20 protein-coding genes are annotated in these 23619 nt (G+C 34.5%); 19 read left to right on the forward strand and 1 reads right to left on the reverse strand.

Features of this window, described 5'->3' with window-relative positions; translation table 11 throughout:
* The 19 genes from NQ558_RS05070 to NQ558_RS05160 all read left to right on the forward strand — a co-directional run bounded on the left by NQ558_RS05070 (position 1) and on the right by NQ558_RS05160 (position 22602).
* The gene (locus tag NQ558_RS05070) at positions 1 to 843 is read left to right on the forward strand and encodes a MetQ/NlpA family ABC transporter substrate-binding protein (protein ID WP_040445969.1); all 843 of its coding nucleotides are present in this window, start codon (positions 1 to 3) and stop codon (positions 841 to 843) included.
* 150 nt (positions 844 to 993) lie between these two features.
* Positions 994 to 1533: a histidine phosphatase family protein gene (locus tag NQ558_RS05075; RefSeq protein ID WP_005359047.1), complete on the forward strand. Its 540-nt coding sequence runs from the start codon at positions 994 to 996 to the stop codon at positions 1531 to 1533.
* A gap of 213 nt (positions 1534 to 1746) precedes the next feature.
* Entirely contained in the window at positions 1747 to 3039 is a 1293-nt protein-coding gene (locus NQ558_RS05080; RefSeq protein WP_005359044.1) for a hypothetical protein, read from the forward strand.
* Positions 3040 to 3065: 26 nt separating this feature from the next.
* The gene (locus NQ558_RS05085) at positions 3066 to 5015 is read left to right on the forward strand and encodes an Ig-like domain-containing protein (protein WP_005359041.1); all 1950 of its coding nucleotides are present in this window, start codon (positions 3066 to 3068) and stop codon (positions 5013 to 5015) included.
* Between the two features lie 12 nt (positions 5016 to 5027).
* Complete coding sequence (locus NQ558_RS05090; protein WP_005359038.1) at positions 5028 to 6245, forward strand: Ig-like domain-containing protein; 1218 nt, start codon at positions 5028 to 5030, stop codon at positions 6243 to 6245.
* An 11-nt stretch (positions 6246 to 6256) separates the two neighbouring features.
* A complete protein-coding gene (locus NQ558_RS05095) occupies positions 6257 to 6502 on the forward strand; it encodes a hypothetical protein (protein ID WP_005359033.1) in 246 nt (81 codons plus the stop codon).
* Between the two features lie 223 nt (positions 6503 to 6725).
* Positions 6726 to 8921: a VWA domain-containing protein gene (locus tag NQ558_RS05100; RefSeq protein WP_005359031.1), complete on the forward strand. Its 2196-nt coding sequence runs from the start codon at positions 6726 to 6728 to the stop codon at positions 8919 to 8921.
* Between the two features lie 31 nt (positions 8922 to 8952).
* Positions 8953 to 10560 carry an isopeptide-forming domain-containing fimbrial protein gene (locus NQ558_RS05105; protein ID WP_005359029.1) on the forward strand — a complete coding sequence of 536 codons (1608 nt, stop codon included), beginning with the start codon at positions 8953 to 8955 and terminating at the stop codon, positions 10558 to 10560.
* Positions 10561 to 10660: 100 nt separating this feature from the next.
* Positions 10661 to 11548, forward strand: a complete 888-nt coding sequence (locus NQ558_RS05110; RefSeq protein WP_005359027.1) for a class C sortase — start codon at positions 10661 to 10663, stop codon at positions 11546 to 11548.
* Entirely contained in the window at positions 11545 to 12465 is a 921-nt protein-coding gene (locus NQ558_RS05115; protein WP_040445867.1) for an isopeptide-forming domain-containing protein, read from the forward strand. Before NQ558_RS05110 ends, NQ558_RS05115 begins: the two co-directional genes overlap by 4 nt.
* On the forward strand, positions 12458 to 13024 hold the full coding sequence (locus NQ558_RS05120) for a sortase (protein WP_050750929.1): 567 nt from the start codon (positions 12458 to 12460) through the stop codon (positions 13022 to 13024). Before NQ558_RS05115 ends, NQ558_RS05120 begins: the two co-directional genes overlap by 8 nt.
* A 369-nt stretch (positions 13025 to 13393) precedes the next feature.
* Entirely contained in the window at positions 13394 to 13612 is a 219-nt protein-coding gene (locus tag NQ558_RS05125; protein WP_040445865.1) for an HPr family phosphocarrier protein, read from the forward strand.
* 760 nt (positions 13613 to 14372) lie between these two features.
* Positions 14373 to 14831: a MarR family winged helix-turn-helix transcriptional regulator gene (locus tag NQ558_RS05130; protein WP_005359016.1), complete on the forward strand. Its 459-nt coding sequence runs from the start codon at positions 14373 to 14375 to the stop codon at positions 14829 to 14831.
* Positions 14831 to 17044 (forward strand): ABC transporter ATP-binding protein, encoded by a 2214-nt coding sequence (locus NQ558_RS05135; RefSeq protein ID WP_005359014.1) that lies wholly within the window; start codon positions 14831 to 14833, stop codon positions 17042 to 17044. Before NQ558_RS05130 ends, NQ558_RS05135 begins: the two co-directional genes overlap by 1 nt.
* Positions 17045 to 17047: 3 nt before the next feature.
* Positions 17048 to 18850: an ABC transporter ATP-binding protein gene (locus tag NQ558_RS05140; protein WP_005359012.1), complete on the forward strand. Its 1803-nt coding sequence runs from the start codon at positions 17048 to 17050 to the stop codon at positions 18848 to 18850.
* A 243-nt stretch (positions 18851 to 19093) separates the two neighbouring features.
* The gene (locus NQ558_RS05145) at positions 19094 to 20068 is read left to right on the forward strand and encodes an ABC transporter substrate-binding protein (protein WP_005359010.1); all 975 of its coding nucleotides are present in this window, start codon (positions 19094 to 19096) and stop codon (positions 20066 to 20068) included.
* A gap of 2 nt (positions 20069 to 20070) precedes the next feature.
* Entirely contained in the window at positions 20071 to 20847 is a 777-nt protein-coding gene (locus tag NQ558_RS05150) for an ABC transporter permease (RefSeq protein ID WP_040445863.1), read from the forward strand.
* Positions 20844 to 21584, forward strand: a complete 741-nt coding sequence (locus tag NQ558_RS05155; protein ID WP_005359006.1) for an ABC transporter ATP-binding protein — start codon at positions 20844 to 20846, stop codon at positions 21582 to 21584. The genes NQ558_RS05150 and NQ558_RS05155 overlap by 4 nt, the downstream gene beginning before the upstream one ends.
* A gap of 67 nt (positions 21585 to 21651) precedes the next feature.
* Positions 21652 to 22602, forward strand: coding sequence for a LysR family transcriptional regulator (locus tag NQ558_RS05160; RefSeq protein ID WP_005359003.1), 951 nt, complete (start codon positions 21652 to 21654; stop codon positions 22600 to 22602).
* A gap of 266 nt (positions 22603 to 22868) precedes the next feature.
* Here the strand turns inward: NQ558_RS05160 and NQ558_RS05165 are convergent, their stop codons facing one another.
* Positions 22869 to 23291, reverse strand: coding sequence for a CBS domain-containing protein (locus NQ558_RS05165; RefSeq protein ID WP_005359001.1), 423 nt, complete (start codon positions 23289 to 23291; stop codon positions 22869 to 22871).
* Positions 23292 to 23619: the final 328 nt, after the last annotated feature.

A 23619-nucleotide genomic window follows, 5' to 3' on the forward strand; every position in this document is an offset into this window, starting at 1 on the left:
ATGAAGAAGAAAATTTTAGCATTAGCATTAGCAGGAGTATTAGTAGTAGGAGCATTAACAGGATGTGGTTCATCAAAGAGTGAAAGTTCAGAAAAGAAAACTGATGACAAAAAGATTACAGTAGCAGCATCAGCAACACCACACGCAGAAATATTAGAAGAAGCAAAAACATTACTTAAAGACAAGGGATACGAATTAGAAGTAAAAGTATTCGATGACTATGTACAGCCTAACAACGTAGTAGAAAGTGGAGAGTTTGACGCAAACTACTTCCAGCATGTACCTTATCTTGAACAGTTTAACGAAGAAAAAGGAACACACCTTGTAGTTGCAGGAAAGATTCATTATGAACCATTTGGTATTTATCCTGGAACAAAGAAAGACTTAAAGGACATTGCCAAGGGCGATAAGATTGCAGTTCCAAACGACACAACTAATGAAGCAAGAGCGCTTTTATTATTACAGGATAATGGAATCATCAAATTAAAAGATGGTGCAGGAATCAAGGCAACAGTAAATGACATTGAAGAAAATCCTAACAACATTGAAATCGTAGAACTTGAAGCAGCTCAGGTACCAAGAGTAGTAAACGAAGTAGCTTATGTAGTATTAAATGGTAACTATGCATTAGAAGCAAATTACACAGTAAAGAAAGACGCATTAGCTTATGAAAAGTCAGATTCAGAAGCAGCAAAAACATACGTTAACGTAATTGCAGTAAAAGAAGGCAACGAAAACAGCGAAAAAATCAAAGCTTTAGTAGATGTATTAAAGTCAGATTCAATTAAGAAATTCATCGATGAAAAGTATGATGGAGCAGTAATCGTATACGATGGAGAATAAGAACATAATATAAGATTTAAAAGGCTATTGCAGGGCGTATTAGAGGCTTGCAATAGTCTTTTTTTCCAGTATAGAATAATGTCTGTTGTTCATAACAGTCTGTTTGTGCTATTATAATGCTAAATCAGTAAGTAGCGCAAAGGAGAAATTATGGGACAGGTTTATTTTACAAGACATGGGCAGACATTTTGGAATGTTGAAAATAAAATATGTGGAGCAACAGATATTGTCTTGACAGAATTAGGACATAAGCAGGCTGAGGAGTTGGGACAGAAGATTTTGAAGGAGGGAATAAAAATCGACGAAATTTTGTACTCACCACTTAGCAGGGCAGCAGATACAGCGAAGCATATTGGGGAAGTAACAGGGATTCCGATGAGAGAAGAAATCCGATTAAAGGAACAGAATTTCGGAAAGTACGAATCTACACCAAGACACGGCGAAGAATTTGAAGAGGCAAAAAAGAGCTTCATAAATCATTTTGACGGTGGCGAATCAATGTTTGAAATGGCTCAGAGAATCTATAATCTATTGGATGACTTGAAGAAAGAATCAGGCGAAAAGACATATCTTCTTGTTGCCCATAATGGCATATCAAGAGTCGTAAATTCATATTTCCACGATATGACAAACGAAGAATATGCAGCGTTTGGAATAAAGAATTGCGAGATATTAAAGTATGAATTTTAACGCCAGTTAAAAAGTGGAAAACGTAGTAGTTGCAAAGGGAGCATTCCATGATAAAGTGGAAGACTCCCTTTTTATATGCTATTGGGCTGAAAGTAATAAGAAATAGGAAAGAATAATAAAGACTAGTAAAATTAGTAAATTATGTTGAAAATGTAATGGAATATGCTATAATTCGACGTGTCGGATAAAAAAGAAAGAGGGAAGGAAAAACAGATGAAAAAATATGCTTTTATTTTGACTATGATTTTGACTGGGAGTATGTTTTTTAACATACAGACCTGTAGTGTTGAGGCGAAAGAAACCAAAACAGTAAAGAAAGTTAATGAGATTGTTCAAGACATGTCATATGTGTATAAGGACAAGGATGGAAAGGAAGTAACAAAGACGGTAAGAGAGCCGGTAGCCTGTTCAATATCAGGATGTAATGAACATTCAGAGGATAAGATTATTGAGGGACTAAAACAAGGGAAAAAGATAACAGATATTGTAAAATGTAAAAGTGGTTCAGATTTGTACAATATAAAAGTTCCGGTAAAGTATGTTGAAAAGAAAAAGATTAAAATTAAATACAAGACTTTAAGTGAATTAAAATTTTATTCAGTTCAAGGAAGTTGTTACAAGAATAATTGTTTATACATAGCTTTTAGTGATAAAGAAAAAACAGACACTGCTCAAAAAATAAAGGAGAGTACAGGTTTGGGAGTGGTAAATTTAACAGCTATTGTAAAACTTAAGTTTTCAAATGGAAAATGTACAGTAGCACAGGTGGAGTTTATTAAAGGAATGGAACAAATAGATGACGCAATTAACTATATGGGACATGCCAACGATATGACCTACTTTGATGGAAAACTTCATACAACGTGGTATGAGGTTGCAAAGAAAAGTAATGGTAAAAAAGTAACAAAGAAGAAATTTACATTAGGTTATATAGATGTAAGTGACCAGGTTAAAGGGATGGCAACAAACATAGGGGATGCTAAAGATTCTAAGAATAAATCAATCTTTGGAATTGCAAAATATGGAAAGAAATTATTTGCTGTTGGGATAAGAGACACAAGCAAAGGCGTTAAAAGATATGTGGAATCCTGCGCATATAAGAAAGCCAAAAGCGAAGGCAAATATAGTTATGTGATAAAAAAGAAATTGTTTGATTTAAAGAAAGAAAAAGATAATTATACAATCCCACAATGTATGGCAAGTGATGGAAAATATATTTATGTTAATAAATATAGTAAAAAGAAGAAAGAGCATAATAATTGCATACAGGTTTACAAAAATAATAAACATAAGAAAACGATTATAATTAAAGATCCTATAATTGTTGCACCTAATGGTAAAAAGAAATCATTAAAAAATGCCCAATGGGAAATGGAAGGATTTGGAAGAATAAAAGGAAAGAACAATTTTTACTGCGTTATGGCTATGCCTGAAACAAAAGGTGCAGGAAAGCTACTTGAAAAAGGTAAACAGGCATATTTGTGTACGTTTACAATGAAGAACTAGAAATATAACATTAAAGAGGGAATATTATGAGTAAAAAAATATTAGTAATGATGCTGATTATAATTTCAGCTATAAGTTTTATTAAACAGCCTAATTTAAATGTAATGGCAGATGAAAAAGCTAAGATAGAGATTTGGAGTGAATCACTGAATGAAAGAATTGAACATAGAAGTATTGAGGTTGGAAATTCAAATCCGAACTTTTCTATAAAGGTTACTCCAAGTGACACAACAATTGAAAATGTAACTTGGGTTACAGAGAATATAGGTGTGGCAACTGTTGAAGGTAATAATTCAACAGCAACGGTTTATGGAGTGTCAGAAGGCTCCACTAAATTAGTATTATCAGCCCTAACTAAAAAATATGGTATACTAAATTATGATTGTGTAATTTCAATATACACAAAGATAAATGATATATCAGGTGTAATTAAAAAAACAACAACCTTGTATAGAGGTGCAGATAGTAGTTCTTGGGTTAGAACTGAAAAGGCAAAGGTAGGTCAGGAGTTAACTATTATAGGTTCATGTGGCAATTACTATTATGTTAAATTACCGGACAATTATATTTTTGATGATAATAGATCAAAAAGAGAAGCTTATGTATTGAAATCAGATGTGAATATACCGGTAACAGATGTTGTTTTAGATAAGGATAATATTGTTTTGCCAGTGGGAGATAATTCCAACTTAAGTACAGAAGTATATCCAAACATAGCATCAAACAAAAACTATAACTATAAATTATCTGATAGTGGTGTGGCAGAAATAAACAATGGCTCAATAAAGACAAAAAAAGAGGGTATGACGGTTATAACAGCAGTAGCAGACAATAAGGAAGCAAGCTGTAATGTTTCAGTATATACACCGATTAATGCAACAAGTGGAACACTTGCCAGAAATACATCATTATATGCCGGGGCAAGTGAAAAATGTAGAGTTAAAAAGAATGATGGAAAGAAAGGCAACTCATTAAAAGTAATAGGAAAATGCGGAAGCTATTATTATGTAGAATTTTCGGAAAATTATTTTGGAAACAATTCGGATAATAAAGCTTTTGTGCCAATCTCAGATGTGTACATACCAGTTGAAAGAATTGAAGTGTCTGAAACAAATATTATTATGAATATTAATCAGAAAACTAAAATAAATGTTAAGGTTTATCCGGAAATTGCAACAAATAAGAATGTAGAGTTTAAAGTGACGAAGGGAAAAATATATGTAAATAAGATAGGAGAGATTAAACCAATAGTTGAAGGAGAATCAATTATTGATGTGTATGGGGCGAATGGAGAAAAAGCACATAGTTGTACAGTTCAGGTATTAAAAGATAAAGTTATAGAAAAGTTAGATCCAGATAATAAATTTACGGTTTCAGGTTTAAGAACAGATTTGGATGGTAATTATATCACATTCTCAGAATGTCAGGGAGCTTCTGAATATATTGTGTTCAGAAAAGAAGGTAAGAAATGGGAAGATATATACTATTCATATAATAATGATTCTAAGAATTATAGAAGTGTATTTGATCCGGGAGCAAAACTTGGAAAGAAATATAAGTATAAAATAGTTGCGTATTACAAATATGTAACATATAAAAATGGAAAGTTAGGAACCGAAAGGCTCACAAAAACAATTATATCTCCAGAGATTACAACAGGCACACCTGAATTAAAAGCTAATAAACAAAATAATAAAAAAGGAGTTGTCAAGAATATAAAATTAAAATGGAATAAAATGTCATATGATTATAACAATAAATCATTAAAAGGTGGCTATGTAATATCAAGAAAAATCGGCAGTGGAAAGAAAAAACAAATTAAGACTATTAACAATAAGAAGACAACCAATTATACAGACTCAAAAGTAAGTAAGAACAAAAATTATGTTTATTACATAAAGGCATTTTATGAAACAAAATCAGGTAAAAAAATCTATTCACCAGTAAGAAAGATAGAAGTAAATACTAAGAAATAGGAGGACAAAATTATGTCAAATAAAGTAAAAAAAAGAATTGTACTATGTTCAGCAATGGTTACAATAACAACGTTATTGTTATGCACAGGCATTGTTAAAGAAAATGTTAAGGCGGAAGAAAATACAACAATCATCACAGAAAAAACAACTAATAAAGCGTTAACAGCACCATCATGTTTCAAGGGAATGTCATCCAAGAAAGGCATAGTTCTCAGTTGGAAGAAAAACAATGAAGCTGATGGATACATTATATACAAAAATGGAAGAAAACTTAAAACAATTAAGTCATCAAAGACAAAATACACGGACAAAAAAGTAAAAACAAACAAGGCATATACATATGAAATACAGTCATATAAGAATGTTGGAGGTAAAAAAACATTAAGCGTAAAAAGCTTAAAAATAAAAGTTGTAAAGGCAAATGCTAATTCGAGGAAACAGAATGTAACAGGATTTGAAAACATTAAGAAGGAATACAAGTTGGGAATTGGCGAAAGTTCAAGACTTAAGCCAACAGTTAAGATTACAAAGAAATCAAAGAAGAGCAAGAAAGTAAAAAACACAAAGAAAGTAAAGCAGAAGGCTTACAGTAAAAAAATACGATGGAGTTCCTCAAATCCAAGTCTTGTGAAAGTGGACAAGAATGGCAAAATAACAGCAACCTCAGACAAAACAACAGGGACAGCATACATATATGTTACAGCGCACAACGGATTACAAAAGAAGATAAAGGTAAGTGTGGTTAATTATGCCTTGCTGGAAAGTGTAAAGAACCTTAAGAAGGTAAATGAAAACTCGATAAAGGAACTTCTTACAATCAGTAAGAATGATACATCGAAAATTGCAGAATATTTTCAATACAATAATCCGGGAAAGTCGGTTGAATTAACATTGGGGGAAAGGGAAGTTAGAACAAAAGATGGAGGATATACATATGAGTACTGTATAGGAATGAACACTGAAATAGAGATAGAAAAAGGAATGTATGAATTTGTTTTAAAGTATCTGTTGACAAAAGATATAAAAACAATAAAAATTGAAAAGAATTATGTGGTATTTCAAAATGCAGGATTATACAGCTTTGGATATAAGTTAAACGATTTAGTGTATGTGTTTAACGGAAAAGAGGCATTGGATAATTATCAGTATAACAATGCTGTGTATGATGTAATCCCAGTTTCAGACAGATGGTATTACGGAACATCCTATGCTTATGGAAGCATATTTTAATTAAGACCGTTATGGCTAGGGGAGAAAACAAAGAACAGAATGAGATTGTGGCACATATGAAGAATTTTGAAACTGTTTCTAATTCGGATATTAAGTTTGATGAATCTTTCAATATAAAGATAGATTGCAACAATGACATAGGAATAATGTATTTGCGAAGTCAGGACAAAATATGTTATTTGAAGAACAAAGATAAAGCATACCAGTTATCAAAGGAAGACTATGATTTCATAATTAATAAGGTAGAAGAGGAATAATAAAAAAGGCACAGAGTTAATCAGCTACGATTAGCCCTGTGTTTTTTTTGTAAAGATAAATTATCTCACAGTTATAGATTGAAGATTATTTATCCATTTCAAAAAAATTATTAATACTTTTTCGGCATTTTGAATATATTGAACTGTTAGGAATTTTTCCTGCAAAAAACAGTGAGGAGGTGAAATAATGCACAGGTTTTTCCGGCTATGGAAAAGGCAAAGGATGAAAAAGTTTGGAGCATGTATGTTATGTATGGTAATTACAATGACAATGTTTCAACCGGTTTCGGGAAGTATAGGGCCGGGAACGGATACACTAAAGACTGATGAGGGAACACCGGTGAAAAGTATTTACGTTTCTGACAGCTCCACATCTGACATTGAATCTTTGTTTCAGGGAAAAAACAAAGATGACGGAAGGATAGAAACTGACAAGTCAGTAATGTATGGAAAAGATGATTATTCCATATTTAACAGTTATAACCCGGGAGAATTTAGCGTAATTTTGTCAGCACTTGGACAGAAGTATATTGATACGACTTCGGGAATAATTCATGTACCTTTAGATGTGGTACTTGTTCTTGATATTTCAGGAAGTATGTCTGTGGATGGCGATGGCAAGAGGGCTGATAATCTGGTAAAAGCTGTAAACAAGACCATTACTTATTTGATGAAAGAAGATGAGAATAACAGGGTAGCGGTTGTGGCATACAACACAAAAGCCACAAAGATTTTGCCGCTTGGAAGATATTATGTTGGAAGCAAGGCAGACTACTCTAATACCAATTCTTATTTTTCTGTATCAAAATCATCTAAGAATGATGGCTACAAAAAATTAGATATAGGAAAAATTAAAAACGAAAGTACAAACAATCTTACAGATAAGGCATCGAAATCAATTGAGGTATATGGGGCAACATACATTCAGGATGGAATAAAGCAGGGGGCGGATATTCTTATTAATGAAAAAACAACAACTTACACTGACAGTGTTTCTGGTCAGAAAGTAACAAGAACACCTAATATTCTTTTGCTATCAGATGGTTGTCCTACCCTTGGCAATTCGGATTACAAGAATTTGGCTTCGAATAAAAAATTTGGTGACGGTTCATGTTGTGGAAGTGAAAATACTACGGACAATAACAAGGAGTATTCAGAAAATGACAAGGGAATTTTTGGTTATTACACAATTCTTACGGCAAAGTATTATAAGGACAGTGTAAGTAAGCATTACAATGGTCAGGCAGACCATAAAAATAACAAGTTTTTTACAGTTGGTGTAGGCGTTACTGAAGGGGAAGGTTATGACTACATTAGTCAGGTACTTCATCCAACGGCGCAGAATCTTGAACGATGTAAGAACAGCAAAGATCCGCGAGCTAACGAATTGCACAAGGCTTTGAAAAAACAATATGCCGATAATACAAAGATAACTGTAGGAAGTAAAAATACGGGAGTTCAGGCAAAAAGTTCCACGTATTATTACACCAATCCATACAGCAATTATGATTATGCCGACAACAGCAAAATGGCAAAAGATGATGCAATGGACAGCGAAACACTGGCGCAAATCTTTAAGCAGTTTTTGCAGGAAGGCATGGAAATAATCAACTATCATTCCTGTGTGGAAGAAGGACTTGATAACGCAGTAGAGTTTACCGACAAAATAGGTCAGGGAATGGAAATAAAGGAAACACCGATTCTAAGATACAATGGCATAAATTACAAAGTGGCAAAAATCTCAGAAGACGGTGACGTTACCACCTATATATATGAAGGAAAAGTTCCATCGGCAACAGATGGAAATGACGATGTAAACTTAAAAAACATCAAAGTCACAGTAACAAAAAACAGTAAAGGATTACAAAACGTAAAGTTCACAATACCATCCAAACTGTTACCTGAAAACGTCCAAATCCAAGGCGGCACACAATACACCAAGGCATTGCCAATCAGACTATGCTACAAAGTAGGTCCAACCAAAGAAGCAATCCTTGAAGCAGCCACTTTTGAAACAATGGAAATGGAAAAAATACTCTACACAAATATGTGGGATGAGGGCAAAGAAGCAACAGTCACCTACATTCCAAACTCGGAAAACCCATACTACTACGGTTATGAAGAAAATCCAAACTTTGTAGGCTATGAGGAAGGCGAAATAGCCAAAGACAAAAACGCAACCAAAACAAAGCAATACTCAAAATCATATGGAAAAATAAAAAACAAAACAATAACGGCAACACTAGGCAACAACGGCAAACTAACCATAAGTGCAGCCAACACAAACAAAATCTACCAACTGCCCGACACAGGCGGAAACGGAACAAACACATACACATATATAGGAGCAATACTAATAGCAACATCACTAATCTACAACCGATACAAAAAAAACAGCGACAATATAAATTTGACATAAATAGAGGCGGGCGATAATTGAAAGGGGAAGTATGAAAAGTATAAAAAAATTTTTAGCAGTCATTTTATCAATGACTTTAATGTTAACACTTGGCACAGCCGCTTTTGGCGCACAAAAAACTCTGCCATCAGGCAAGGACACAGGCAGCATTAACGTAACCAACCTAAAGCCGGGAGACACAGTTACCGTATATCAGTTTGTAAAAGCCGACTACAATGAGTATGGCTTCACAGGTTATTCGGCAATAAACAACTACGTAAAAGATCCTGTTGCACCAACAGCACAGGAAGTAATTGATATGGCATCAAATGCAGCCACTATGACAGTTGCAGCAGAGAAGAAAGTTGCCACAGGGGATACGGAAGTTACAATTAATGGACTTCCTGTAGGTTATTATCTTGTAATGGTAACAAGCGGTTCTGAAACAGTTTACAGTCCAATGATTGCCGGTATTTATTATTCAAAATCAGCTACCGACAACACTTTGAAAAACGGTGCAATTAGTGCAGATTCTGATTTTGAAATTAAAGCTCAAAAATGTTGGGCAAAGTCATCAACACCTAAGCTTGAAAAAACAATTGTTACACCTTCAAGCAAAAACAGCAAAGGTGACGATATTGCAATTGGCGACAAAATCACTTTTAAATTAAGTGCAACTGTTCCATCTTATAGCAAGGAATACAAGAAAGTAACTTACAAGATTTATGACATAATGAGCGAAGGACTTGACTACGTGGATGGCTCAATGAAGTGCTTTATTGAAAAATATGAAAATAACAGAGAGAATATTAAAGTTACACCTAAAGTAAATGGAGGCATTATTGAAATTACATTTGACTCAAAATTTATTCTTGAACATCCTGGCCAGAAGATTCAGGTTGAATATCAGGCAAAACTTAATGAAAAAGCAGGTGTAAACTTTGATGCAAACATTAATAAGGCATACCTTGAATACTCAAACAATCCTGCCAGTGGTTCTACTGCAAAAACTGGTGAAGACAAAGTTTACGTGTACACATTTGGAATTGATTCTAACTTATTTGGCAAGAGTACTGAGAAATGGAACGAGAAGACTAAGGAATTAATTAAGGTAGAAGAAGGGGAGTACCAATGGGGTGAAACTGAAAAAGAAAGTGGAATTTTCACTACAACAACGGCCCTTGAAGGTGCTACTTTTACTTTGACAAATAATAAAACTAAGAAATCTTACACGGCAACATCTGACAAATACGGATATCTTAAGTTTACAGGTCTTGATGCAGGTGAGTACACATTGCAGGAAACAGATGCGCCTGACGGTTTTACATTAAATGACGCAAAACATACAGTTGTTATCACAGCAGAATATAATCAGGATGGAACTTTAAAATCATACACAATAAAAATCGATGACAAGGCTACATCAACTTATACTGCAACTTACGATAAGGGAGTAATCAAAACAATTACTTCAACAAAAGACAGTCAGGGAAATATTTCTGAATCTGCTATTTTGAAAAACTCAAAAATGAGCTTTTTACCTTCAACAGGTGGCGTTGGCACAACTATTTTTGCAATTGTAGGTGTTGTATTTGTGGCAGCAGCGTTAGGTCTTCATATGATTTTAAGAGGAAAAAGCAAGCTGGAACAGGACAGATAGTTTGAGATAGAAAAAAGAGTTTCAGACAGCTTTAAAATAAAAAGTTTCAGATAGGTAGTTTTCGTAATTGAAGGGGAACAGATTAATATCTAAAATTATTATGGTTGTAATTTTTCTTGTAGGATTTGGTTTTATTTTGTATCCAATTGTGGCTAACGAGTGGAATGAAATATGCCGGCGAAAAGTTATAACCGTATACGACAGGCAGGTTGAACAGTCTGTGGAGCAGGGCAAAATCAGTTATGAGAATGAGAAAAGGAAGGCCGACGAATATAATAAAGCTTTAAGATTTAACATAACTGATGACGGATTTGTCTCAAATAATGATAATAGTGTCAATAACAGTGACAATGATACTGATGAAGATAATAATAAAGAGAGTGAAGAAAGTTCCTTTGATGAAAACAGTGAGTACAACAAGTGTCTTAATTTAAACAATGACGGCATGATGGGATATATTTCAATTCCAAAGATTGACGTAAAACTTCCAATTTATCACTCTACTGACAATGAAGTTTTGCAAAAATATGTGGGGCATTTGGAAGGCTCAAGCCTGCCGGTAGGGGGCAAAAGTACACATGGAGTTTTGGCGGCTCACAGGGGGTTGCCCAGCTCCAGATTGTTTACGGATTTGGACAGAATTGAAGAGGGAGACAGGTTTTATATTTATGTGCTTAATCAGGTTTTGACTTATCAGGTTGATCGGATTTATCCAATGATAGACAAAAACGACAAGGCAAAATTGACGGAAGCATTGCAGACAAAGGAGGGTGAGGACTACATTACCCTTCTAACCTGTACCCCATACGGTGTCAACACTCACAGATTATTAGTTAGGGGAAAAAGAGTAGAAAATAGTAACGAGAGTTATGATAGAAAATTAAACAGCAACTCAAACTTGTGGATTCTAGGTGGCGCAGCAGTTGGGATAATTGCAACGTCAGTAGTGCTGGTTATTTTGATAAGAAAGGGGGAGAAAGCAGATTGAAGAAGCATTGCAAAAGCAATCAGGGAAGATTGGCAAAACACATATTAGGCAAGTATTGTAGAATTAGTCAATTAAGAAATGGTTGTATTTTAAATAAGATTTGTGTGGGATTTACTTTGATTTTTTTATTTGGCTGTTTGGTCTTAAGCAATGGAAAAGTTTTGGCAGAAAACGCTGTAGACATTGGTAAACTTTGCAATCTTATGGTTCAGGTGCCGAAAGAAAATCCGGAGCTTAATAACGCACAATTGCAAGTGAAATTGTACAAAACAGCTGATATTACAAAATTGTGGAAATACAACACAATAGGAAATTATGAACTAATGAACAATTATGAATATTCCTTTATTAATGGTAATAACGTAATTGAAAAAATAAAGGTTAACCTAAATGAAATAGACAGAAATACCACGGCAAAGGAATGGGAGGGGCTTGCTTTTGTGGCAAAAGAAGTGGCAAAGAGCGAAAAGCCTACTGCCGTGGCAACAATTGCTGACGGAAAAGCTGTTTTTCAGGGGCTTCAACCAGGACTTTATTTGGTGGAAGTGAACGACGCAATTGTAAATGGTAAAGCATACCGATTTATGGCATATTTGATTTCAGTGCCTAACTACAACGCCCAAAATCCTGCTGGAGAAAAAATAGAATACAACGTTGACACAGAGTTGAAAGTGGAAGTAAACGATAACAACATAACAACTCAGGTAACCACGTTTAAACCAACAGAAAACACAACAAAATCTAAAGCCAAAACATTAAAAACACCAAAGAATCAGCCGGATGAAACTTCAAAATATTTTGGCATATTGCCACAAACAGGGCAGCTTAAGTGGATTATTCCTGCCCTACTAATAGTAGGATTTGGTTGTATAGGAATAGGAATACAACTACTAAAAAAGGAAAATAAAAGTGAATAAAAAAATATCTGCCGTAGTTACACTAGTAGGTTTAATACTTATAATGTGTGCTATGGCAGTTTTGTTTCACAACAAAAAAGAAGACAATCTGGCACAAAAATCATCCAACACAGTTCTGTCAAGTCTGAAAGAAAAAATAGAAGAAAGCAATTTAAAAACTTCGGATGAGGAAAAAGATTTGAACAAGGATTTGAATCAATATGACGGCTACATCAAAATTCCAAAGTTGAATCTTGAATTGCCTGTAATGAAAAAACCAACTCAGGCAAACTTAAAAAAATCACCATGTATATATTCAGGCACGGCAAAAGATTCAAACCTGATAATAGCCGCCCATAACTACAGCGCCCACTTTGGCAAAATAAACCAACTTGAAAACGGCGACAAAGTACAATACACCGACTTACAAAACAACACCTACACCTACTGTGTAACCGCTAAAGAAAAAATAAATGGCAGCAACTCAGAGCAAATGCAAAACGAAAACTATGCACTAACCTTATTCACTTGTGACTATACAGGGAGGGATAGGATTACAATAAGATGCGAGAGGAAATGAGGAATGTTGGGGATAAATGGGATGAAGAAATGTAAGACAATTAAGTTGAAACGAAGAAATGCAGGAAAGCAGGAATAAATGTTGAGGTGGATTCATAGAATAGAATATAGTGTTTTCTGGAATATTTTTAGTCTGATAGTATACAGAAAATTTTGGAAACAAACAATAGGCAGTGTTGCGCAATTTTGCGAGCATAGTGTATGTGGAAAAACGACTGTTTGAGCCATTAGGCGAGTTTCGTTTTTCCACATACAATGGACGGCGGAGCAAAATAAGAAACACAACGTGTTTGTGCCAAAATTTTCTGGGACTATCAGAAGTGAGAAATAACAAAAACACTATATTTTATAAATGAATTAGGAGGGAAAAATGAAAATACGTTTTAGATCAATTAATGCAATTGAGGAATTTCTAGACATTGTCAACAGATTTTCAGCAGAAATCGACATTAAATCAAAAAGGACAACCGTTGACGGAAAATCAATGATGGGAATTTTTAGTTTGGACTTGTCAAATCCAGTGGAGGTTACTGCAATTGGAAATGAATCAGAGCAGGTATATGAGGCAATAAGCAAATATGCGGCGTAGGCTACATATATGAAGCAATAAGCAAATATGCGGCGTAGGCTACATATAATTTAAGATAGAATTCCAGGGGAGGCTCCTGCGGGAGCCTTTCTTTATGCATAAAATAGATTTTGGAAAAACAAAGTTTAAAAGCTGTTTGAAAATAGGGATTACGTGTCACAGAGAAAATTTTTTATATGACAAGTAAAATCTCTTGGGTTTTATGCAATTTAATTGGGGATTACGTGTCACAGAGAAAAAACTTTATATAACAAGTAAAATCTCTTGGGTTTTATGCAATTTAATTGGGGATTACGTGTCACAGAGAAAAAATTTTATATAACAAGTAATTTTTAAATTTTTCAGTATAATTTGACTGGGAATTACGTGTCAGATGAAAAAAATGTTAAATGACAAGTAATTACTTATTATAATGCTTATATTTTCCTAAAAATTACGTGTCATATATCAAAAATATAATATCACACGTAATTCTTATCCATTACGAAGTTCTGAACAAAAAACGCTGTAATATCCGTAAATAATTGATTAAAACTTGTTTGGGACAAGTCCAAGCTCCCACGTCCACGCTTTACCACAACGATTTTCGGCTGTGTTAGTACAAGAATAAATTTGTCCATTCACAACCATCACATTTTATTTTCCACCAAGTTGTTGACATATTATAATATTAGTACTATAATCGCTAACACCGTTAATTATTAATAGTGTTAGCGATTTTCTTTGAACAACAAAAGAGTAAAGGAGCATTTATATTCTAATGGATGATAAAAAGAAATATTATGAAGAGAAAGCAAAGGAGTTATTAAACTTTAATATGATGGCCAAGCAGTCTAAGATGAGCGATAACCTTCATAAGATGGCAAGGGGAGAAGCAATTATGTTGGAATGCTTAGCACATAGTGACAATGGGTTAATGCCTAATGAGATTGCTAAGAGTGCGCATGTAAGTACTGCAAGAGTAGCAGCTTTTCTTAAAGCAGTTGAGAAGAAAGGCTATATTCAAAGAATTAGCCTTGAAGGGGACAGAAGAAAGGTGAATATTGTATTAACAGACATAGGCTGGGATGCAGTAAAAGATAGAAGAGAGAGAATGCTTAAAGGCGTAGTGGCCTATTTGGAAAGACTTGGAGAGGAGGACACTGAAAATCTTTTAAGAATATTAGAAAAAACTCGAACTATAATGAAGGAAAATAATGACATGAAAGGAAAACAGTAATGAAACATATTTTTGAAAATTTAAAGAAATACTGGTACTTTGTAATTTTAATATTGGCATTACTTGTTGTTCAGGCGTATTGTGACTTATCATTGCCGGACTATACATCTAATATTATTGATGTTGGTATTGTTAATGGCGGTGTTGAACATCAGATGCCTGAGTTTATAACAGAGAACAGTTACAATAGTTTGAAGCTGTTTTTGAATGAACAGGAGACAAAAGACTGGGATAATGCTTATGAGTTTAGCAAGTCTGACAAAGCCTATAAGCTTAAGAACACAGACAAAGATAATATGGAAGAATTAGACAGTGAATTTGGCAATGTTATTGCAGTATATTACATGATGTCATCACAGCAGGATTCACAGTTTAAAAATATGAGTGGTAATGCACAGCAGATGACTCCTGAGCAACAGCAGGAAATGGCTAAGAAGCTACAGGAATTTGGTGTTGATCCACAAAGTCCAACATTAATGTATGACTTAAGAAAGGTTTTTGAAAAGAAACTTTCAAGTCTTGGAGATTCAACTATTAGTTCATATGCTAAGAGTTTTGCAAAGAGTGAATATAAAGCCTGTGGTAAGGACCTTGATAAGTTGCAGACAGACTATATGTTTAAAACAGGGGCAAAGATGATTTCAATGACTTTGCTTATGGTAATCGCGGCAATTCTTGTTGGTTTCTTTGCATCAAAAACAGCAGCAGGAGTTGGCAGAGATTTAAGAGAGAAAATCTTTACAAAAGTTATGAGTTTCTCCAACGCGGAACTTGATAAGTTCTCAACAGCGTCTCTAATTACAAGAAGTACAAACGACGTGCAGCAGATACAGATGGTTTCGGTTATACTTCTTAGAATGGTACTTTATGCACCTATTCTTGCAATTGGCGGAATCATTAACGTAGTTAATTACAGTTCAGGAATGGAATGGACAATTGTTCTTGCAGTGGCAGTTGTTGTATGTATCATAGGCGTGCTTATGGTTGTTGCAATGCCTAAGTTTAATATGATGCAGAAATTAGTTGACAAGGTTAACCTTATTTCAAGAGAGATTTTAACAGGTCTTTCAGTTATCAGAGCTTTCAGTAGAGAAAAGAAAGAAGAAGAAAGATTTGAAGAAGCCAACGGCAATCTTACAAGAGTAATGCTTTTTACAAACAGAGCCATGTCATTTATGATGCCGGCACTTATGTTTGTAATGAACGGCGTTTCAGTTCTTATTATCTGGGTTGCGGCAAAGAAGATTGACCAGGGTGTTATGGAAGTCGGAACAATGACAGCATTTATCACATATTCAATGATGATTATCATGGGATTCTTAATGCTTACAATGGTTTCAATTATGCTTCCAAGAGCAGCAGTTGCAGCTAACAGGATTGATGAAGTATTAAAAACAGAAATTACCATAAAAGACAGCCACAATGCATTAACAGAAAAAACAAACAATGCAGTTGTTAAGTTTGACCACGTTGATTTTAAATATGCAGACGGCGAAGAAAATGTTTTGGAAGATATAGATTTTGAGGCAAAGCCGGGACAGACAGTTGCAATTATCGGTAGTACCGGAAGTGGTAAATCTACTCTTGCAAAATTAATTCCAAGATTTTTCGATGTAACTAATGGAAAGATTACTTTGGACGGTGTGGATATTAGAGATATATCAATTGAAACATTGCGTTCACAGATTGGATATGTTCCACAGACAGGTATTTTATTCTCAGGTGATATTAATTCCAACATTTCATATGGTGCACCGGGAATAGATGAAGCAGGAATTAAGGAAGCAGCACAGATTGCTCAGGCTACAGAATTTATTGAAGACAAACCTGACAAATTTGAAAGTGCAATTGCACAAGGTGGTACAAACGTATCAGGTGGGCAGAAACAGCGTCTTTCAATTGCAAGAGCAATAGCAAGAAATCCAAAGATTTATATTTTTGATGACAGTTTTTCTGCACTTGATTTTAAGACAGATACACAGCTTAGAAAAGCACTTAAACCAAAGACTAAAGATGCAACAGTATTTATTGTTGCACAGCGTGTAAGCACAATTCTTCACGCAGACCAGATTCTTGTTTTGGATGAAGGAAAGCTTGTAGGAAAGGGTACACATAAGGAACTTGTAAAAACTTGTGAAACATATATGCAGATTGCAAAATCTCAGCTTTCAGAAGCAGAGTTTGCAGCAAGTATTGAAGGAAAGGAGGACTAAGCCATGCCAAGAATGAATCGTAAACCGGGAGAGAAAGCAAAAGACTTTAAGGGTACATTAAAGAAGCTTATTAAATATGCCGGAAGATACAGAATAGGCATTATTGCTGTTATGATATGTGCCATAGCAAGTGCCACATTTTCAATTGTAAGCCCTAAGATTTTGGGAAAAGCTACAACCAAATTAGCAGAAGGTTTAATGTCCAAGATTTCCGGAACAGGCAGTATTGATTTTGGTTATATTGGAAGAATAATTATTATAGTATTGGTTCTTTATGGAATAAGCTCATTATTTAACTTAGTTCAGGGCTTTACAATGTCAACAATTACACAGAAGTTATGTTACAGACTTCGTCGTGAAATTGTTGAAAAAATCAATCGTATGCCAATGAAATATTTTGAAAGCAGAACATATGGTGAAGTACTTTCAAGAATTACAAACGATGTTGACACATTGGGTAATGGTTTAAACCAAAGTGTAACACAGCTTATTACTTCATCAACAACTATGATTGGTGTAGTAATAATGATGTTAACAATTAGTCCGCTTATGACTTTAATAACATTATTAATACTTCCTGTTAGTATGATTTTTATAAGCTTTATAATGAAGCATTCACAGAAATACTTTAAAACACAGCAGGAGTATTTAGGTCACATTAACGGTCAGGTTGAAGAGAATTATGGCGGTCATTTAGTAGTTAAAGCTTTTGGAAAAGAGCAGGATGTAATAGATGAATTTAAGAAGACAAATAATGTTTTGTATAATTCAGCTTGGAAATCACAGTTCTTGTCAGGTATGATGCAGCCTATTATGACTTTTGTAGGTAACTTAGGATATGTTGGAGTAGCTATTTCAGGTGCGTTCCTTGCAATTAACGGAACGATTACAATCGGTGATATTCAGGCATTTATAACATATGTTAAGAACTTTACACAGCCTATAGCACAGATTGCCCAGGTTACTAATATGATGCAGTCAATGATGGCAGCAGCAGAAAGAGTTTTCGAATTTCTTGAGGAAGAAGAGGAAGACCAGATTACTGAAAATCCTGTTCCTATTGAAAATGTTAAGGGAGTTGTTGATTTCGAACATGTACATTTCGGATACAATCCTGATAACATTATTGTAAATGACTTTAACGCTCACGTTAAGGCAGGTCAGCAGGTAGCAATTGTAGGACCAACAGGTGCAGGAAAGACAACAATGGTAAAACTTCTTATGAGATTCTATGATGTTAACTCAGGAGAAATAAAACTTGATGGACATAATTTAAAGGATTACAACAGAAATGAACTTCGTAATGCTTTCGGAATGGTTCTTCAGGATACGTGGTTGTTTAAAGGTTCAATAATGGAGAATATCAGATACGGTAGACTTGATGCAACAGATGAAGAAGTAATTGCAGCTGCTAAGTCAGCTCACGCACATCATTTCATTAAAACATTGCCAGGTGGATATGATTTCGAGTTAAATGAAGAAGCATCTAATGTTTCTGCAGGTCAGAGACAGCTTCTTACAATAGCGAGAGCAATCCTTGCAGACAACCCTGTAATGATTCTTGATGAGGCAACATCATCAGTTGACACAAGAACAGAGCATAGAATCCAGAGAGCCATGGATAACCTTATGAAAGGCAGAACAAGTTTCGTTATAGCTCACAGACTTAGTACAATTAAGAATGCGGACATAATTCTTGTAATGAAGGATGGAGATATAATCGAGCAGGGTTCACACGAAGAACTTATGGCAAAGAAAGGCTTCTACGCAGACTTGTACAATTCACAGTTTGATGTGGTGGCATAAAAATATAGTTATTGAATATATGGATTGTCTTGCAATTTGTATTTTAACAATTCTGTAAAAAGTACGTGTATGTTTTGGAAAGTCCCAAACCATACACGTACTTTTTTGTTTTTAATATTCCGCATTATTAATACTTATCATATTTCTTTCATATTCAGATGTTATTATCCATAACAGCATAACTATTAAATAATAATAGTTATAATGAAAAAGTTATAAGAATGAACGAAAAGGAGAATTGATATGAGAAGAATAAAAAAGGGTATAGCAGTAGCATTATCGCTTGTTTTGGCATTGTCTTTAACAGCTTGTGGAACTAAAAAATCAGCAGAGAAAAATGATAAGTTGGTAATTGCTTATCAGAATGGTCTTTCATACACACCGCTGTTGGTTATGAAGGAGAAGAAACTTATTGAGAAGCATTATGGAAAAGACGTAAATGTAGATTGGAAGTTGTTGGAAAGTGGCGCAGCAATTAGTGAAGGAATTACAGCAGGTTCAATAGACATTGGTGCACTTGGAACATCAGTTGCAATTAACGGAATTATGTCAAAGACACCGTACAAGATTTGTACAGGTTTGGCAGCAGTTTCTTGCGGAATCCAGACTAATGACAGTAGCATTAAGACTTTGAAAGACATAAAATCAAGCGACCAGATTGTTGTAACTCAGGTTAACAGTCAGCCTCATATATTATTGGCTATGGCTGCAAAGAAGGAATTGGGCGACGCTCATGCCTTAGATGCAAACTTAGTTGCAATGGCTAATGCAGACGGATATTCAGCGTTAATATCAGGTGCAGTTCAGTGCAATATGGTATTGGCACCATACAATTTAATGGAAGTAAAAGAAGATAACATACACGAAATACCGGTAAGCGAAGACGTTTGGGCTAAAGGTGACACATCAATCGTAGGAATAGCATCAGAAAAGTTATACAAAAACAATCCTGATCTATACAAAGCTTTTTGTGACGCAACAGAAGAAGCAATGAAATATATAGAAGATAATCCTGACGAAACAGCAAAAATCCTTACTGAAACTTATGATGCTTCACAAGATGAAATTGCATCATGGTTGAAGGATGGTGCCGTTCAGTACAATTCAACTTTGCAGGGAGTTATGAATCTTTCAGACTTTATGGTAGAAGAAAATTTCTTAGACAAAGGTGCAAGTAGTATTGACCAGTTAGTATTCGATAATGTTAAAGGAGAATAGTTTTGAATAAGAATATTAAAAATAGTTTGGTGAAAATAATTTTTATTGTTTCAGTTCTTATCTTGTGGCAGGTATTATATACTTTGAAAATTTGGCCGGAAATTTTGTTTCCATCATTAGGCGATATTGGAAAAGCTTTTGTAACTGCTTTTACGGAAAGAGAACTTGGGACAATGGTGTTACATTCCCTTTCACTTATCATTAAAGGATTAATTGTGGGAATAGCGTTGGCTTTGGTTTTTTCAAGCCTTTCAGTTATAAGCGAAACATTTTACACAATCTACAATATGATTGTTTCAATGTGTGACTTAATACCGGGAATAGCTTTAATACCAGTAGCAATTCTTTGGATAGGCGTAGGTGACGGTGCCATAATTTTTATGGTTATTCACGCAGTTGTGTGGCCTATGTCAAGAAGTATAATTGATGGTTTCAATGCAGTGCCGGAATTGTATTTGGAAGTAGGCAGAAATATAGGACTTTCACCGGTTAAGTTGATTTTTGGAGTCTTTCTTCCGGCAGCTTTGCCTAGAATTTTTTCAGGTATAAAAGTAGGCTGGGCAAGAGCGTGGCGTGGACTTATCAGTGCCGAAATGATTTTTGGCGGAGGCGGAGCTTTAGGAATTGGCTATTTTATTCAGGACAGACGTACTAATACTGACATTGCCGGAGTTTTTGCGGCAATTATTGTTATTGTAATTATTGGAATGGTTGTTGAGTACGGAATTTTCCGCAACATAGAAAATAAAACTTTTAGAAAGTGGGGAATGACACGATGAGCAATGAAGTTTTAAAGATAAGTAATCTGGTAAAAAAATATGATAATTCCGATAGAGTTATTTTAAATAATCTTGATTTGACTATAAATGATGAAGATTTCTTATGCATTCTTGGCCCTTCAGGTTGCGGAAAATCTACATTAATAAGATGTATTGCCGGTTTTGAAGACTATGAAGGAAGCATAAAAGTTGACGGTCAGCCGGTTGTAAAACCGGGACCTGACAGAATAATGGTATTTCAGGACTTTAATCAGTTATTTCCTTGGAAAACTGTTTTGAAAAATATTACATATGCGTTAAAAGTAAATGGAATGAAGGATAAGGCGGAAAGAGAGCAGAAAGCAAAGAAATATTTGGAAAAAGTTAATCTGGTACAGTATGCTAATTATTATCCACATCAGTTAAGCGGTGGAATGAAGCAAAGAGTGGCAATAGCAAAGGGAATGGCACTTGGTTCAAAAATAATATTAATGGATGAGCCTTTTGCAGCGCTTGATGCAATGACAAGAAAGCAGTTGCAAAGTGAATTACTGAAATTGAAACAAAAAGAAAAAATAACAGTTATTTTTATAACTCACAACATTCAGGAGGCAATATCTCTTGGAAACAGAATTATGGTAATGTCTAAGGAAGGAACCATTAAGGAGCATTTGTACAACACTATTGAAAAGCCTGTTACACCTGCAAGTGAGGGTTACGCCAAGTTATGGGAACATTTAAACAATCAGCTAACATAGCATTGGAAAAAGTACAGAAAAATATTATAATCATATTAGTTCAAAATTGATTGGGAGTGGAGCTAACATGAATAATAACGAATTTACTTATATAAAAGAAGTGGCAAAACAGAAAAGTTTCTCAAAGGCTTCAAAAGCTTTGGGAATATCCCAGCCGGCATTAAGCAATTACATTAAAAAACTGGAAGACAGAATGGGTGTATTGCTTTTTGACCGAAGTATTTCTCCGATTGAAATAACAGAGTTCGGCAAGGCATATTTGGAATACGCAGAGGATGTTATATCAGCCACAGACAGACTTAATGATGTTATGTCAGATTTGCAGGATTTAAAAAAAGGAGAAATAAAAATAGGAAGTGTTGTATGTTTTTCAACAACATATTTGCCGGGACCAATGTCAGTCTTCCACAAGAAATATCCGGGAATTACTTTTAAATTAACAGAAGAAAAAGTCCCTGAAATAATGAATAAATGCCTTTTGGGAGACATTGATATTTTCCTGACAGATGGAAGAATCGATAGCGAGTTATTTGATAAGGAAACTCTTTTTGAAGAAAGATTGCTTATGGTTGTTCCGAAAAACCTGGCAATTAATGAAGAAATAGGAGAATACCAGATTCCAATAGAAAAATTACTAAGTGACAAAATTGACTATTCATCAGTGAAAACATTGGACATAAGCAGAATGAAGGATGAAGAGTTTGTTTTGTTAAACGAGGACCAGCATGTAAGACGCATGGTAGACAGCATATTTGAAAAAGCCGGTTTTACACCTAACGTAATATTGCAAACATCTCAGACAGTAACAGGGCTTGCCATGACACTTGCCAATATGGGAATCTCTTTCGTTACAGAAACAACCATAAAATACAACAACATAAAAAATCACGCATACTACTACAAGGTAGGCTCAGATGAAGATGCGGTCAGAACAATGTGCGTGGCGTATAAGAAAGGGAAATACATATCTAAGGCGTGCAGGAAGTTTATAGATACGCTGAAAGAAGAGTTGGAATAAAAGAAAATTATAGGTGTGGTTCTTATTAATTTTGATTGATATTTATAAACGAAAACGGGTTTGCAAACACGTTGATTTTCTTATTTTGCTCCGTCATTTATTATAAGACAAAAATCAAAACTCGCCTACGGCTCAAACAGTTGATTTTTGTCTTAAATTATACTCGCAAAATTTCGAAAATCTGCCTATCGTTTGCAGAACCCGTTTTCGTTTATACAATACAAAATTAATAATGTACCACACCTAAAAGATTGTTAAGTAATGATTTAGTTGGATATAGCATTATTTGTATTTTCTTTATTTGCTAAATACAGTATTATATCTTTTCTTGTGATAATACCAATAAATACATTGTTGTCATCCACCACAGGTACGAAGTTCTGGTTAGTGGCTTTTTCAAAAAGTTCTTCCATTGAAACCTGTATGTTGACAGCGTTGTTATCTCTTTTTCGTTCAATGTCCGTAATAGGAATATCCTCCAACTGGTAGATGTCAGGAAAATCGTGGTCCTTAAGGTACCAAAGCAAGTCCCCTTCAGTAATTGTTCCTATGTATTTTCCTTCTTTATCTAAAAGAGGAATGGCGGAATATCCGTGGAACTCCATTTTTTCCACAACCTGTCTCAGTGTATCGTCATTGAATATATGTGACACCTTTTCTTTCGGTGTCAAAAAAAATAAAATGTTCATTAATTACCTCCTGTAAGCTTCGGGCAATCCAGGCATACCCCCCGGTCAATGCAATAAGGGAAACATTGACATTTAGCTTCTTTTTTAAATTTTTCTACGCCGTTAATTCTACCAAAAAAATACCAAACTATCCATAGAATACACAAAAAGTTAACAATAAATTAAGAAATCTTTATGGATTAATCAACCTATGATATAATGGGCGGTGTTGAAAGATTTTGGATTAAAAATTAATGGCAAATACATTATCTTAAATAAAGTTCAGAAAATGTTATTGAAAACAAAATATTTATCGAAAACAAAATGTTTATGGAAATAAGAGGGACTG

Source organism: Eubacterium ventriosum, assembly GCF_025150745.1.
Classification (GTDB): Bacteria; Bacillota; Clostridia; order Lachnospirales; family Lachnospiraceae; genus Eubacterium_G; species Eubacterium_G ventriosum.